The following is a 14715-nucleotide window of genomic DNA, read 5'->3' on the forward strand; positions in this document are numbered from 1 at the left end:
AGGACGAACATGACCGACTCCCTCCACACCGTCACGCCAATGCCCGCCGAGCGCCGTCCCGGCTGCCCGTTCGACCCGCCGAAGGAGCTCATCGAGGCCCGCGAGCACGGCCCCATCAGCCGCTTCCCCTTCGCCGACGGACACCAGGGCTGGCTGGTCACCGGCTACGACCTGGCCCGCTCGATCCTGGCCGACCCCCGCTTCAGCTCCCGCAAGGAGCTCATGAGCCACCACCCGACGATCGACTACGGCGACATCGAGGTGCCCCCGGCCCCGCCCGGCGAGTTCCTGCTCATGGACGACCCGCAGCACAGCCGCTACCGCAAGCCGCTGGTCGGCAAGTTCACCGTCCGCCGGATGCGGCTGCTGACCGAGCGCGTCGAGCAGATCACCGCCGAACACCTGGACGCCATGGAGCAGGCCGGCCCCACCGCCGACCTGGTGACGGCGTTCGCCAAGCCCATCCCCGCCATCGTCATCTGCGAACTGCTGGGCGTGCCGTACGAGGACCGGGACCGCTTCCAGGAGAACATCGACAAGTTCCTCGGCGGCGAGGCCAGTGACGAGGAACTGATCGCCGCCTACCTCGCCACCCAGCAGTACCTGGCCGAACTCGTGGCCGCCAAGCGCGCCCACCCGACCGACGACGTGCTCAGCGACCTGCTCGACAGCGACCTGACCGACGAGGAGCTGCAGGGCATGGCCCTGATCCTGCTGTCGGCCGGGTTCGACACCACCGCCAACATGCTGGCCCTCGGCACCTTCGCCCTGCTGCAGAACCCGGACCAGCTCGCCGCGCTGCGCGCCGACCCCACGCTCGCCGACCAGGCCGTCGAGGAGCTGCTGCGGTACCTGTCCGTCGCCAAGCAGTTCTACCGGGTCGCCCTGGAGGACGTCGAGCTGGCCGGCCAGACCGTCAAGGCCGGCACGATGGTCCTGCTGTCCCTCAACACCGCCAACCGCGACCCCGAACGTTTCCCCGACCCCCACACCCTCGACCTGCGCCGGCAGGACGGCGGCCACCTGGCCTTCAGCCACGGCATCCACCAGTGCCTGGGCCAGCAGCTCGCCCGCGTCGAGATGCGCGTCGCCTTCCCCGCGCTGCTCAACCGCTTCCCCACGCTGCGCCTGGCCGTACCGGCCGACCAGGTCGCCCTGCGGCCGGAGCTCGCCGACATCTACGGCGTCAAGAGCCTCCCCGTCACCTGGGACGCCTGACCCCGCCCCGGCAGCGCCGATCCCTGAGCTCCAGAGAGGAACCACCCCATGGCAGACCTCCCGGCGGGTCCCGTGATGCCCTCCTCACCGGCGCTGCGGGCCTCCGACGCGGACCGCGACCGCGTCACCGAACTGCTGCGGACGGCCGTCGCCGAGGGCCGGCTCGACCTGGCCGAATTCGAGGAGCGGCTGGAGGCGGCGTTGTCCGCCCGCACCGTGAACGCGCTGGCCCCGCTCGTCACCGACCTGGTCGCGGGTCCGGGCGGCCACGGCGCGCTCGCGCCGCCGCCGGCCGGGGCTCCGGCCGCCGAACTGCTCACCATCAAGGAGAGGCACGGCTCGGTGCGCCGCGACGGCCGCTGGACGTTGCCGCACCGGCTGGCGGTGCGCACCGCGTGGAGCGACGTGCTGCTGGACCTGACCAGCGCGGTGCGCGGCGCGCCCGAGCTGATCATCGAGTTGCGGGTGAGCGGCGGCAGCGTGGAGCTGGTCCTGGCGCCGGGCATGGTGCTGGAGAGCGACGAGCTCTCGGTACGGCACGGCACGCTGGCGATCAGCAGGGCACCCGAGGACGACACGCCGGAGGTGTTGCGGGTCCGCCTGACCGGCCGCATGCGGCACGGCCGGCTCGACGTCCGCCGGCAGGCGACACGGCGGTGACGCGGCGCGGCGCGTAGGGATTTCGTCAGGATTGCGGCGGTTCACGCCCCGGCGGGACAGGCTGGACAGATCATTCCCGCACGGACGAGAGCCCCGCATGCCGATGAATCCATGGACACCCTCCGGCCCGCACGAGATCGAGATCGACCGGTCCCGGCTCAGGGAGATGCGATCGCGCCTGCCCGAGGCGGCCAGGCGGCTGGACGAGGTGCTGCCCAAGCTGGTGTCGCTGACCGTGGCCGAGTCGGCGTTCACCTCGTTCACCTACTCGCTGGCGCTGGCCTACAACGAGGTCGAGGCCCTCACGATGACCGAGGTGCGCCGCCACCTCGACGACACCGCACGCGTCCAGGACGACCTGGACACCTCGGTCGCCACCTGGCAGGACGCCGAGACCGCCGCCGCCGTGAGGCTGCGGTGAACGCCGCCGAGCTGGCCCGCGACGCCCTCATGGCGGGCGCGGGCGCGGCGGTGACGCTGTCCGCGCTCGGCGTGCCCGCCGCCTGGCCGTTCGTCGGCAGGATGTACGTCCACCAGTACGACCCCCAGGCGTTCTTCGACGGCGCGGACACCTGGCTGGCCGTGCACGACGACGTGGCGGCCACCCGGCTGAACGTCGAGGCGCTGGTCGGCGAGGTGGCCACGACGAGCTGGCGGAGCGCGGACGGCCGGGCCTTCGACCGCCGCATGGACGCCTACCTGGCCGGCCTGCGCTCGATCGAGATCCGCGCGGTCGTCACCGCCCTCGTCCTGCGCACCGTCGGCGCCGCGCTCGTCGCGATGATCCTGTACCAGTTCCTGGTGGCCGCGGCCATGGCCGCGCTGGCGCTCTGGGTGCTGACCGCCGCGCTCACGCCGCTCAGCCTGGTCACCGCCCGGACCGCGGCCACCCGCTGCCTGACCGGCCTGTACGAGAACTACCGGGCGGTGGAGTCGCTGCTCGACACGCTGCTGCACGGCTGCGCCGCCGCCCTGTCCGCGGCGGTGGCCGTGGACGCGGGCGCCAAGGCGGCCCGCGGCGACGGCGGCGGGCTGCGCGACCTCGCCGCCGCCACCTTCGCCCAGGGCCCGCTGCTGGTCTGGGGCACCGCGAACCGGATCGAACGGGACCTGACCGCGCACGGCCTCACCGGCCGCCGCAAGGGCACCGGCGGCCCACTCCCCCAGGGTGTCCCGCAGGCGGCGGGCGCCAAGGCGCTCGACGACGTCGCGTCCGGCAGCCAGACGATCACCGGCCGGTACGTGCCTGCGCAGGCCGCCGACGGCTCCTACTCGTTCCCCTGGGAGTGACCGCCATGGACTTCGAGCAGGCACTCGGCCTCGACCCCGAACGGCTCGCGGCCGACGCCGACCACCTTTTCAGCAGACTGAGCCGGCTCCCCGGCGAGACCGCCACGGCCCGGGCCGAATCCCCGGACGGCTGGGTGAGCGTCGAGTACAGCTGCGCGTCCGGCGTCCAGGATTTGCGGCTGGACCCGCGGGCGATGCGCATGGAGTCGGCGCGCCTGGCCGAGACCGTCCTCGGCCTGATCCACCAGGCCAGGCGGCAGGCCGAGGCCGAGGAGCGGGCCAGGCTGGCGGAGTTCCTGGGCGCGGGCGACGCGCTCCTGACCGGCCGCGGGCTCGTCGCCGCCCGGCTGCGCGACTCGACCGGCGCCCTGCTGGCGAACCTGGAGCAGGCCGAGGCGACGATCGACCGGGTACGCGGCCTGCTGCGCCCCTGACCCTCAGGCTCTACTCTGTGGTACTGTATAGCAGTACTTGGTACCACCGAGTACTTCGGAAGGGGGCGGAAGAAGAGCCACCATGGACAATCTGACGGAGATGCTGAAGGGCACGCTTGAAGGCTGCGTGCTGGAAATCATCGGCAGCGAAGAGACCTACGGGTACGCCATCACGCGCCGGCTGAACGACCTGGGCTTCGCCGACGTCGTCGAGGGGACGGTCTACACCATCCTGCTGCGACTGGAGAAGAACGGGCTCGTCCAGGTGACGAAACGACCGTCCGAGCAGGGGCCGCCGCGCAAGTTCTACGCGCTCAACGACGCGGGACGCGCGGAACTGGCGACGTTCTGGGCGAAATGGGCGTACATCACATCCCGGATCGACAAGCTCAAGGAGGGCGGGAAATGAGCTTCTGGGAGACCATCACCGGCAGCGATCTCACCAGGGACTACAAGGCGTTCGAAGCCCGGGCCGCGGCACTGCCGGCCGACCACCGGGCGGCGTGGGAACAGATCAAAGGCCACCTCTTCCTCTACGGGGACTTCACCGGCCGGAACCTGATGCCGATCTTCGACGGCGTTCTGGGGCTGCTGGAGGAGACGGCGGCCGACGGGCAGAACATCCACGAGGTGCTGGGCGACGACATCCCGGGGTTCTGCGCGGCCCTGGCCGGCGAGGCGGGAGGCCGCAACTTCCGCGACCGGTGGCGCGAGCAGCTGAACAGGAACGTCGCGAAGAAGCTGGGCCGGCTGGGAGGCTGACGTGGGCATCCAGGACATCATCGAGGGCAAGAAGCAGTGGCGGGCGCACCTGGCGCGGGTCAAGGCGCTGCCGCCCGACTACCAGATCGTCTACAAGGAGATACAGCGGTACTTCTTCAAGGTGGGGCCGGTCGGGCTGACCGACGGGTCCCTGCTGCCGGGCATCGTCGACTTCTTCGAGGAGGGCGTCGCGGCCGGCAAGGGAGTCCTGGAACTCATCGGCGAGGACGTCGCCGCCTTCGCCGACGACCTGATCAAGGACTCCCGCACCTACGCCGACCTCTACCAGGAGTCCGTCAGCGAGAAGACCGGCAGCAAGGAGAAACCTCACCGGTTGTAGAGCCTGCGGGCCCACAGGTACCCGCCCAGCGCGATGGCCGCGCTCCAGAGTGCCGCCGCCGCGAGGCTGGGCCCCGCCGGCCGCCCGGCCAGCAGCGCGCGCAGGGTCTCGATGACCGGCGTGAACGGCTGGTGTTCGGCGAACCAGCGCAACGGGCCCGGCATCGACTCCGGCGGCACCACGCCGCTGCCCAGGAACGGCAGCAGCATCAGCGGCATCGGCAGGTTGCTGGCCGTGGCCACGTTCTTGGTGACCATGCCCAGCGCGGCCGACAGCCAGGTGATGGCGAAGGTGAACATGGCCAGCACGCCCACCACCCCGAGCCAGTCCAGCGCGGAGGCGGCGGGACGGAAGCCGATCAGCAGGGCCGTCAGCGTCACGGCGGCGATCGCGGTGAAGTTCTGCACGAGCGCGCCGAGCACGTGCCCGGTCAGGACCGAGACGCGGGCGATGGCCATGGTCTTGAACCGGGCGACGATGCCCTCGGTCATGTCCATCGCCACCGCGATCGCGGTTCCCTGCGCGGCGCTGGCGATCGTCATGATCAGGATGCCGGGAGTGATGTAGGCGACGTAGGCGGCGCGGTCGCCGCCGATCCCGGCGCCCATGATGCCCCCGAGGACGTAGACGAACAGCAGCAGGAACACCACCGGGACGCCCGCGTAGGTGAGGATCAGCGTGGGGTAACGCCACATGTGCCTGATCTGGCGGCGCAGCATCGTCGCCGAGTCGGTGATCGCTCTCATCGTGCGGACTCCTCGGTCAGGGCCAGGAAGACGTCGTCCAGGCCGGGCGTGTGCATCGACAGTTCGGCGACGTCGACGGCCTGCGCGTCCAGCAGCTCCAGGAGCTCGCGTAACGCGCCGACGCCGGTGTCGGGGATCTGCACCGTCAGGGACTCCTCGTCGTGCGAGCCCGCCCCCACCAGCGAGACCGCTCTGCGGTAGCCGTCGGGGTCGGCGAGGCGCACGACGACGTGGCCGCCGGGGACCATGCGCTTGAGCTCCTCAGGGGTGCCCTCGGCCACCAGCCGGCCCTGGCTGAGCAGCGCGATGCGGTCGGCGAGCTCGTCGGCCTCCTCCAGGTACTGGGTGGTCAGGAAGATGGTCACGCCGTCCTGCCGGACGAGGTCCCGGACGATCTGCCACATCGTGCGGCGGCTGCGCGGGTCCAGGCCCGTGGTGGGTTCGTCGAGGAAGATGAGCCTGGGCGTGCCGACCATGGTCATGGCGAGGTCGAGCCGGCGGCGCATGCCGCCCGAGTAGGCGGCCGCGGGCTTGGCCGCGGCGTCGGTGAGGTCGAAGCGCTCCAGCAGTTCGGCGGCTCGGCGGCGGCCCTCGGCGCGGCCGAGGTGCAGCAGGTCGGCCATGAGCCGCAGGTTCTCCTCGCCGGTCAGGAGGCCGTCGACCGCGGAGAACTGGCCGGTGACGCCGATCGCGGCCCGCACCTTGTCGGGCTCCCTGGACAGGTCGTGCCCGGCGACCCGGAGCTCGCCGGCGTCGGCCTTGATCAGGGTGGACAGGATCTGCACCGTGGTGGTCTTGCCCGCGCCGTTGGGGCCGAGCAGCGAGAAGACGGTGCCCTGGGGGATGGACAGGTCGATGCCGTCCAGGACGCGGTGGGCGCCGTAGGACTTGCGCAGCCCCGTCACCGAGACGAAGGACTCGTCGCGATAGTACGTGTTCATCACAATTGAAAGCTACGTTGCCTTCAGAAATTGTGTCAATCATCAGCAATATGTAAGCCCAGCTCAGAGGCGATAAATTGGTACCTTGACGCTGAAGCTGAATGCAATGAAACGTTGCATTGTGTGCGGCCGAACGCAATAGTGAGGTCGTGGCAGAAGGAAGATTGACCCTGCACGACCGCAGGCGCATCGCGACCGGTCTCGCCGAAGGCCGCTCCTACGCCGAGATCGCCAGGCGGCTCGACCGGCCGACCTCGACGATCAGCCGTGAGGTCGGCCGCAACGGCGGCCCCGGCGACTACCGTCCCGAGCGGGCGCACCAGGCGACGGCGCGGCGGGCGCGGCGCGGCGCCCCCGCTCGTCCGGCCGAGCCCCGGGGCCGCGAGGTCTTCGAGGCGGAGGAGGGAGCCGTCGAGATGGCGGTCGCGATGGGCCTGCCGAAGATGGTGGCGCGCGTGCTCATCGGCCTGTGGCTGAGCGAGGACGGCCGGCTCACCGCGGCCGAGCTGGCGCGCGGGCTGAAGGTGAGCCCCGCCTCGATCTCCACGGCGGTGGGCTACCTGACCCAGCAGGGCCTGATCAGGCGCGAACGCGACCCGCAACGACGGCGCGACGTCTACGTGGTGGACGACGACGCCTGGTACCACTCGACGGTGATCAGCGCGCGGCAGACGCTCGCGGCGGCGGAGGTCGCCAAGGCAGCCGGGCAGACGCTCGGGCTCGACACACCCGCCGGCCGGCGCCTGGCCAAGGGCGGCGCGTTCCTGGAGCGGATCAGCCTGGACGCCCTGGCGTCGGCCGAACGCTGGCGCGACCTCCTGCCGTGACCGGTTGCCCCATGGGGGCGCGGGCTCCGGCACGAGCCGCGTAGGGAGGCCGTCAAGATTCGGGCCACGGCCGTATGGAAACCGTCAAGAACGGCAAAACACCCCATTTTCCGGCGTTTGCTGGACCTGCGGCCGCCCGTCGAGGGGCGGCCGCGGTCTCATCATCGAACTGAGGAGTGGGGATGGCCGACGTCATCTTCGTCGCCCTGACGATCGCGATCTTCGTGGTCTTCGGGCTGGTCGTGAGGGCGGTGGAACGGCTGTGAGCGCCGTCAACGCCACTGGTCTCATCGTGGTCGCCGGTCTTGTGATCTTCATGATCGCGGCCCTGCTGTTCCCGGAGCGGTTCTGATGAGTACGACCCTGGCCGGAATGATCTTCATCGTCTCCCTGATCGCGGCGCTGGCCCTGGTGCACAAGCCGTTCGGCGACTACATGCACCGCGTCTACTCCACGGCCCGGCACAACGTCGTCGAGCGCGGCGTCTACCGCCTGCTCGGGGTGCGGGCCGACACCGAGCAGAGCTGGCCGGTCTACGCCCGCAGCGTGCTGGCCTTCTCGGTGATCTCGGTCCTGGTCGTGTACGGCCTCCAGCGCCTGCAGGACAAGCTGCCGCTGAGCCTCGGCATGGAGCCAGTCACCGGCCACATCGCCTGGAACACCGCGATCAGCTTCGTCACCAACACCAACTGGCAGGCGTACTCGGGCGAGTCCACGATGGGCCACCTGACCCAGATGGCCGCCCTGGCCGTGCAGAACTTCGTCTCCGCGGCCGTCGGCATGGCGGTCGCGGTGGCCCTGGTCCGCGGGTTCGCCCGGCGCAGGTCCGGCACGATCGGCAACTTCTGGGTGGACCTGGTCCGCGGCACCCTGCGCATCCTGCTGCCGATCGCCTTCGTCGGCGCGCTGGTGCTGGTGGCGGGCGGCCTGGTGCAGAACTTCGCCGGCGTGCACGAGGTGACCACGCTGACCGGCGGCACGCAGGGCGTCACCGGCGGCCCGGTCGCCTCCCAGGAGGTCATCAAGGAGCTGGGCACCAACGGCGGCGGCTTCTACAACGCCAACTCGGCCCACCCGTTCGAGAACGCCACGAGCTGGACGAACTGGTTCGAGATCTTCCTGATCCTGGTGATCCCGTTCTCGCTCACCCGCACCTTCGGCCGGCTGGTCGGCCAGGTCCGGCAGGGGTACGCGATCCTCGCGGTGATGGGCGTGCTGGCCCTGGCGAGCGTCCTGCTCACCAACGTCTTCGAGCTGTCCGGGAACGCCACCGTGCCGCAGGCGGCAGGTGCGGCGATGGAGGGCAAGGAGCTGCGCTTCGGTGTCTCGAACTCGGCCACCTTCGCCGCCTCGACCACCCTCACGAGCACCGGGGCGGTGAACTCCTTCCACGACTCCTACACGCCCTTCGGCGGCATGATGACGATGGTCAACATGATGCTCGGCGAGGTCGCGCCCGGCGGCGTCGGCTCGGGCCTGTACGGCATGCTGATCCTCGCCGTGATCACGGTGTTCGTGGCGGGCCTGATGGTCGGCCGCACCCCCGAGTACCTGGGCAAGCGCATCGGCGCCCGGGAGATCAAGCTCGCCTCCCTGTACTTCCTGGTCACCCCGGCCCTGGTGCTGGTCGGCACGGCCTGCGCGATGGGCTCGGCGGAGCGGCGCGCGAGCATGCTGAACGGCGGCCCGCACGGCCTGTCGGAGGTCCTGTACGCCTTCACCAGCGCCTCCAACAACAACGGCTCGGCCTTCGCCGGCCTCACCGTCAACACCCCCTGGTACGACGTGGCGCTCGGCCTGTGCATGGCCTTCGGCCGGTTCCTGCCGATCATCCTGGTGCTGGCCCTGGCCGGTTCGCTGGCGGCGCAGTCGCCCGTCCCCGAGGGCGCCGGCACGCTGCCCACGCACCGGCCGCAGTTCGTCGGCCTGGTCGTCGGCGTGACGGTCGTCCTCGTCGCCCTCACCTTCCTCCCGGCACTCGCGCTCGGCCCGATCGCAGAAGGACTGTCCTGACATGTCAACCCCCGTACTGGACAAACCCTCCCCCGCGCGGCGGGACGGCCGCGTGGGCGGCGGCCTGCTGGATCCCCGGCAGCTCGTCAGGTCCCTTCCCGACGCGGTCAGGAAGCTGAACCCGGCCACGCTGTGGCGCAACCCCGTCATGCTGATCGTCGAGGTCGGCGCGGTGTTCACCACCGTCCTGGCGATCGTCGATCCGTCGTTCTTCGCCTGGGCGACCGTCGTGTGGCTGTGGCTGACGGTGGTCTTCGCCAACCTGGCCGAGGCCGTCGCGGAAGGGCGCGGCAAGGCGCAGGCGGCGACGCTGCGCAAGGCCAAGACCGACACCGTGGCCCGCCGCCTGCGCGGCGACGCCGAGGGCGGATGGGACACGGTCGGCGCGCCCGAGCTGCGGCAGGGCGACCTGGTGGTGGTCGAGGCCGGCGAGGTCATCCCCGGCGACGGCGACGTGGTCGAGGGCATCGCCTCGGTGGACGAGTCGGCCATCACCGGCGAGTCCGCGCCCGTCATCCGCGAGTCGGGCGGCGACCGCTCGGCGGTGACCGGCGGCACGAAGGTGCTCTCCGACCGGATCGTCGTCAGGATCACCCAGAAGCCCGGCGAGAGCTTCGTCGACCGCATGATCGCCCTGGTCGAGGGCGCCAACCGGCAGAAGACGCCCAACGAGATCGCGCTCAACATCCTGCTGGCCGCCCTGACGATCGTCTTCCTGGTCGCCACCGTCACCATGCAGCCGCTGGCCGTCTACTCCAAGCAGATCAACCCCGGCGTCCCCGACTCGATCGCGCTCGACGCGAACGGCGTCACCGGCATCGTGCTGGTCTCGCTGCTGGTCTGCCTGATCCCGACGACGATCGGGGCGCTGCTGTCGGCCATCGGCATCGCCGGCATGGACCGTCTGGTGCAGCGCAACGTCCTGGCCATGTCCGGCCGCGCGGTCGAGGCGGCCGGCGACGTGTCCACGCTGCTGCTGGACAAGACCGGCACGATCACGCTGGGCAACCGGCAGGCGGCCGAGTTCGTCCCCGTGGACGGGATCACCGAGGCCGAGCTCGCCGAGGCCGCCCAGCTCTCCAGCCTCGCCGACGAGACCCCCGAGGGCCGCTCGGTCGTGGTGTTCGCCAAGGAGCGGTACGGCCTGCGCGAGCGCGAGATCCACGGCGCCGAATGGGTGCAGTTCACCGCCCAGACCCGCATGTCCGGCGTCAACCTGGACGGCCGCGAGGTCCGCAAGGGCGCGGCCACCGCGGTCATGAAGTGGGTGCGCGACAACGGCGGCCACCCGACCGACGACGTCGGCCACATCGTGGACGGCATCTCCGCCTCCGGCGGCACCCCGCTGGTCGTGGCCGAGCGGGGCCGCGTGCTCGGCGTCATCCACCTCAAGGACGTCGTCAAGCAGGGCATGCGGGAACGCTTCGACGAGATGCGCCGCATGGGCATCCGCACCGTCATGATCACCGGCGACAACCCGCTCACCGCCAAGGCCATCGCCGACGAGGCCGGCGTGGACGACTTCCTGGCCGAGGCCACCCCCGAGGACAAGCTCGCCCTGATCAGGAAGGAGCAGGAGGGCGGCCGGCTGGTCGCGATGACCGGCGACGGCACCAACGACGCCCCCGCCCTGGCCCAGTCGGACGTCGGCGTGGCCATGAACACCGGCACCTCGGCCGCCAAGGAGGCCGGGAACATGGTCGACCTGGACTCCAACCCGACCAAGCTCATCGAGATCGTCGAGATCGGCAAGCAGTTGCTGATCACGCGGGGCGCGCTGACCACGTTCTCGATCGCCAACGACATCGCGAAGTACTTCGCGATCATCCCGGCCATGTTCGCGGCCGTCTACCCGGGCCTGGACGCGCTCAACGTCATGCGCCTGTCCAGCCCCCAGTCGGCGATCCTGGCCGCGGTGATCTTCAACGCGCTGGTCATCGTCGCGCTGATCCCGCTGGCGCTCAGAGGCGTCCGGTACCGGCCGTCCAGCGCGTCCAAGCTGCTCTCGCGCAACCTGTACGTCTACGGCCTGGGCGGCATCGTCGCCCCCTTCATCGGCATCAAGATCATCGACCTGCTGATCCAGTTCCTTCCGGGGATGTCATAAATGGAACGCCTGCCAAGCTGGGTCCGCCAGCACCTCGCCGCCCTGCGCGCCGTCGCCGTCCTGACCGCGCTGCTCGGCATCGTCTACCCGCTGGTCACCACCGGGGTCGCCCAGGCCCTGTTCAACGGGCGCGCCAACGGCTCGCTCGTCGAGAAGGACGGCCGGGCCGTGGGCAGCGCGCTCATCGGCCAGTCCTTCACCGACGCCGACGGCAAGCCGATCAGGACGTACTTCCAGTCCCGCCCGTCGGCGGCGGGCGACGGCTACGACCCGACCTCGTCCGGCGCCAGCAACCTGGGCCCCGAGGACGTCGTGGACACGCTGCCGGTCGCCGGCGCGGAGGGCCGGCAGTCGCTGCTCACCCAGGTCTGCGCCCGTTCCAGGGCGGCCGGCGAGCTGGAGGGCGTCAGCGGCGCCCGCCCGTACTGCACCCCGGACGGGGTCGGCGCGGTGCTCAAGGTCTTCCCCGACCGGGCCGTCAGCGTCAACCAGGCGTGCCCGGCCACCCCGTTCGTCGCGTCCTATCAGGGCAGGCGGGTGGAGTGTGCCAAGCCGGGCGAGGACTACGCGGCCGGGCGGACCGTCCCCGTCCGGGGGAACGCCACGGCGGTCGTCCCCGCGGACGCGGTGACCGCCAGCGGCTCCGGGCTCGACCCGCACATCTCCGTCGCCTACGCCGAGCTCCAGGCCCCCCGCGTCGCCAGGGAGCGCGGCCTCGGCCGGGCCAGGGTTGAGCAGCTCATCAAGGAGCACACCACCGGCCGGGCCGTCGGCTTCATGGGCGAACCGGCCGTCAACGTGCTCGAACTCAACCTGGCGCTCGACCGCTCATGAGCAGGGGGCGGTTGCGGGTCTACCTCGGGGCGGCGCCCGGGGTCGGCAAGACGTACGCGATGCTCGGCGAGGGCCGCCGCGCCAGGGAACGCGGCCGGGACGTCGTCGTGGGCCTGGTCGAGACGCACGGCCGTCCCCGCACCGCCGCCCTCCTGGAGGGCCTGGAGGTCATCCCGCGCCGGACCGTCGTCCACCGCGGGGCCACCTTCACCGAGCTCGACGTGGACGCCGTCATCGCCCGCCGGCCCAAGGTGGCGCTGATCGACGAACTGGCCCACACCAACGTGCCCGGCTCGAAGAACGTCAAGCGCTGGCAGGACGTGGACGAGATCCTGGACGCCGGCATCGACGTCGTCTCCACGGTGAACATCCAGCACCTGGAGTCGGTCAACGACGTCGTCCAGGAGATCACCGGCGTGCCGCAGCGCGAGACCGTGCCCGACGAGGTGGTGCGCCGCGCCGACCAGATCGAGCTGGTGGACATGTCACCGGAGGCGCTGCGCCGCCGCATGGCGCACGGCAACGTGTACGCGCCGGAGAAGGTCAGCGCCGCCATGTCCAACTACTTCCGCGTCGGCAACCTCACCGCGCTGCGCGAACTCGCGCTGCTGTGGGTGGCCGGCAAGGTGGACGACCAGCTCGACCGCTACCGCGCCGACCACGGCATCGCCACCACCTGGGAGACCCGCGAGCGGGTGGTGGTCGCGCTGACCGGCGGGCCGGAGGGCGACACGCTGGTCCGGCGGGCGGCCCGCATCGCCGCCCGCACCAAGGGCGCCGACCTGCTGGCGGTGCACGTCACCAGCGCCGACGGGCTGGCCGGGGCCGACCCGGCCAGCCTGGCCCGCCAGCGCACGCTGGTGGAGGACATGGGCGGCAGTTACCACCAGGTCGTCGGCGACGACGTCCCGCGGGCGCTGCTCGACTTCGCGCGCGGCGTCAACGCCACCCAGCTCGTCCTCGGCGCCTCGCGCAGGGGGCGGTTCGCGCAGATCTTCTCCCGGGGCGTCGGCGTGGAGACCACCGCCCGGTCCGGCTCGATCGACGTCCACATGATCACGCACGAGGAGGCCAAGCAGGGACGCCGGCGGCCCGCCCGCACGCGGGCCGCGCTCACCCGCACCCGGCGGGCGAGCGGCTGGGCGCTGGCGGTGGCCGGGATGCCGCTGCTGACGGCCGCGCTGGCGCCGTTCCGGGACATGTTGTCGCTGCCCAGCGAGATCCTGTTCTTCCTGTGCCTGACCGTCGGGGTGGCCCTGGTGGGCGGCATGTGGCCGGCCATCACCGCGGCCGTCGGCGGTTCGCTGCTGCTCAACTGGTTCTTCACCGCGCCGGTCGGCGAGTTCACCATCGCCGCCCCGGAGAACCTGTTCGCGCTGGTCGTGTTCGTGCTGGTGGCGGCGGCGGTGAGCACGATCGTGGACATCGCCGCCCGCCGGACGAGGGAGGCCGCGCGGGCCGGCGCCGACGCCGAGCTGCTGTCCACCATGGCCGGTCACGTGCTGCGCGGCGAGGCCGCGGTTTCCTCGCTGCTGGAACGTATGCGCGAGACCTTCGGCCTGACCTCCGTCACCCTGCTGGAACGGCGGCCCGAGGCCGCGCGCGTGCCCGACCAGCAGTCCGCCCCGGACGCCTGGCGGATCGTCGCGACCTCCGGCGGCGCCCCCGCCACCTGCCCGGGACGGTCCGACACCGACGTCGTCATCGACGAGGAACTGGTGCTGGCCGCCAGGGGCGAGCCGCTGGAGGCCGCCGACCGCACGGTGCTGGAGGCGTTCGCCGCCGAGACCGCCGTCGCGCTGCGCCAGGAACGCCTGCAGCAGGAGGCGGAACTCGCCCGCCCGCTCGCCGAGGCCGACCGGATGCGCACCGCGCTGCTGGCCGCCGTCAGCCACGACCTGCGCACGCCGCTCGCCTCCGCCAAGGCCGCCGTCGAGAGCCTGGGCAGCACCGAGGTCGCCTGGTCGGAACGGGACCGGTCCGAGCTGCTCGCCACCGCGAAGGAGTCGCTGGACAAGCTGGACCGGCTGGTGGCGAACCTGCTGGACATGAGCCGCCTGCAGGCCGGCGTGCTCGGGGTGAGCGCGCAGCCGCTGGCGCTCGAAGAGATCGTGCCGCGTGCCATCGACGATCTCGGCCCGATGCGGGACCGCGTCGAAGGCGACGTCTCCGTCGAGCTGCCTGACGTGCTGGCCGACCCCGCGTTGCTGGAACGCGTCCTGGTCAACCTCATGTCCAACGCCGTGCGCTTCAGCCCGCCCGGCCGGACCGTGCTGGTCACCGCGAGCGGGCACGGCGACCACGTCGAGATCCGGGTGATGGACCGCGGCCCCGGCATCCCGCCGGAGGCGCACGACCGCGTCTTCCAGCCGTTCCAGCGGCTCGGCGACCGCGACAACCACTCCGGCGTCGGGCTCGGGCTCGCCCTGTCCCGCGGGCTCGCCGAGGCCATGGGCGGCACGCTCGTGCCCGACGAGACCCCCGGCGGCGGCCTCACCATGATCCTCACCCTGCCCGTCGCCGCCCCCGGACGGTGAGGCCGC

General features: G+C 71.5%; 16 protein-coding genes. 14 read left to right on the plus strand and 2 right to left on the minus strand.

Annotated features, from left to right (window positions below):
• Positions 1 to 9 precede the first annotated feature (9 nt).
• From ABT158_RS22145 to ABT158_RS22180, 8 genes are all read left to right on the plus strand, one after another.
• Positions 10 to 1218 carry a cytochrome P450 gene (locus ABT158_RS22145; RefSeq protein ID WP_352356096.1) on the plus strand — a complete coding sequence of 403 codons (1209 nt, stop codon included), beginning with the start codon at positions 10 to 12 and terminating at the stop codon, positions 1216 to 1218.
• A gap of 48 nt (positions 1219 to 1266) precedes the next feature.
• The gene (locus ABT158_RS22150; protein WP_352356098.1) at positions 1267 to 1878 is read left to right on the plus strand and encodes a DUF1707 SHOCT-like domain-containing protein; all 612 of its coding nucleotides are present in this window, start codon (positions 1267 to 1269) and stop codon (positions 1876 to 1878) included.
• 97 nt (positions 1879 to 1975) lie between these two features.
• Positions 1976 to 2299 (plus strand): hypothetical protein, encoded by a 324-nt coding sequence (locus ABT158_RS22155; RefSeq protein WP_352356100.1) that lies wholly within the window; start codon positions 1976 to 1978, stop codon positions 2297 to 2299.
• Positions 2296 to 3168 carry a hypothetical protein gene (locus ABT158_RS22160; RefSeq protein WP_352356102.1) on the plus strand — a complete coding sequence of 291 codons (873 nt, stop codon included), beginning with the start codon at positions 2296 to 2298 and terminating at the stop codon, positions 3166 to 3168. The genes ABT158_RS22155 and ABT158_RS22160 overlap by 4 nt, the downstream gene beginning before the upstream one ends.
• A gap of 5 nt (positions 3169 to 3173) precedes the next feature.
• A complete protein-coding gene (locus ABT158_RS22165) occupies positions 3174 to 3602 on the plus strand; it encodes a YbaB/EbfC family nucleoid-associated protein (RefSeq protein ID WP_352356104.1) in 429 nt (142 codons plus the stop codon).
• An 82-nt stretch (positions 3603 to 3684) separates the two neighbouring features.
• A complete protein-coding gene (locus ABT158_RS22170; RefSeq protein ID WP_352356106.1) occupies positions 3685 to 4011 on the plus strand; it encodes a PadR family transcriptional regulator in 327 nt (108 codons plus the stop codon).
• The gene (locus ABT158_RS22175) at positions 4008 to 4364 is read left to right on the plus strand and encodes a DUF1048 domain-containing protein (RefSeq protein ID WP_352356108.1); all 357 of its coding nucleotides are present in this window, start codon (positions 4008 to 4010) and stop codon (positions 4362 to 4364) included. The genes ABT158_RS22170 and ABT158_RS22175 overlap by 4 nt, the downstream gene beginning before the upstream one ends.
• Before the next feature lies 1 nt (position 4365).
• Positions 4366 to 4704, plus strand: a complete 339-nt coding sequence (locus tag ABT158_RS22180) for a DUF1048 domain-containing protein (protein ID WP_352356110.1) — start codon at positions 4366 to 4368, stop codon at positions 4702 to 4704.
• On the opposite strand, the gene ABT158_RS22185 is transcribed toward ABT158_RS22180, so the two are convergent.
• The gene (locus ABT158_RS22185) at positions 4692 to 5450 is read right to left on the minus strand and encodes an ABC transporter permease (RefSeq protein WP_352356112.1); all 759 of its coding nucleotides are present in this window, start codon (positions 5448 to 5450) and stop codon (positions 4692 to 4694) included. The genes ABT158_RS22180 and ABT158_RS22185 overlap by 13 nt on opposite strands.
• Positions 5447 to 6391: an ATP-binding cassette domain-containing protein gene (locus ABT158_RS22190; RefSeq protein ID WP_352356114.1), complete on the minus strand. Its 945-nt coding sequence runs from the start codon at positions 6389 to 6391 to the stop codon at positions 5447 to 5449. Before ABT158_RS22190 ends, ABT158_RS22185 begins: the two co-directional genes overlap by 4 nt.
• 149 nt (positions 6392 to 6540) lie before the next feature.
• Here ABT158_RS22190 and ABT158_RS22195 point away from each other — a divergent pair, with 149 nt between their 5' ends.
• From ABT158_RS22195 to ABT158_RS22220, 6 genes are all read left to right on the plus strand, one after another.
• Positions 6541 to 7218 carry a GbsR/MarR family transcriptional regulator gene (locus ABT158_RS22195; protein ID WP_352356116.1) on the plus strand — a complete coding sequence of 226 codons (678 nt, stop codon included), beginning with the start codon at positions 6541 to 6543 and terminating at the stop codon, positions 7216 to 7218.
• A gap of 262 nt (positions 7219 to 7480) precedes the next feature.
• Complete coding sequence (kdpF, locus tag ABT158_RS22200; protein ID WP_352356118.1) at positions 7481 to 7570, plus strand: K(+)-transporting ATPase subunit F; 90 nt, start codon at positions 7481 to 7483, stop codon at positions 7568 to 7570.
• Positions 7570 to 9231, plus strand: coding sequence for a potassium-transporting ATPase subunit KdpA (gene kdpA / locus ABT158_RS22205; RefSeq protein ID WP_352356120.1), 1662 nt, complete (start codon positions 7570 to 7572; stop codon positions 9229 to 9231). The genes kdpF and kdpA overlap by 1 nt, the downstream gene beginning before the upstream one ends.
• 1 nt (position 9232) lies before the next feature.
• The gene (gene kdpB, locus ABT158_RS22210) at positions 9233 to 11338 is read left to right on the plus strand and encodes a potassium-transporting ATPase subunit KdpB (protein WP_352356122.1); all 2106 of its coding nucleotides are present in this window, start codon (positions 9233 to 9235) and stop codon (positions 11336 to 11338) included.
• Positions 11339 to 12172 carry a potassium-transporting ATPase subunit C gene (locus ABT158_RS22215; protein ID WP_352356124.1) on the plus strand — a complete coding sequence of 278 codons (834 nt, stop codon included), beginning with the start codon at positions 11339 to 11341 and terminating at the stop codon, positions 12170 to 12172. It begins immediately after the preceding gene.
• The gene (locus ABT158_RS22220) at positions 12169 to 14709 is read left to right on the plus strand and encodes an ATP-binding protein (protein ID WP_352356126.1); all 2541 of its coding nucleotides are present in this window, start codon (positions 12169 to 12171) and stop codon (positions 14707 to 14709) included. The genes ABT158_RS22215 and ABT158_RS22220 overlap by 4 nt, the downstream gene beginning before the upstream one ends.
• Positions 14710 to 14715 lie beyond the last annotated feature (6 nt).

The sequence above is a fragment of the Nonomuraea sp. NPDC001636 genome, from assembly GCF_040298265.1.
GTDB lineage: Bacteria > Actinomycetota > Actinomycetes > Streptosporangiales > Streptosporangiaceae > Nonomuraea.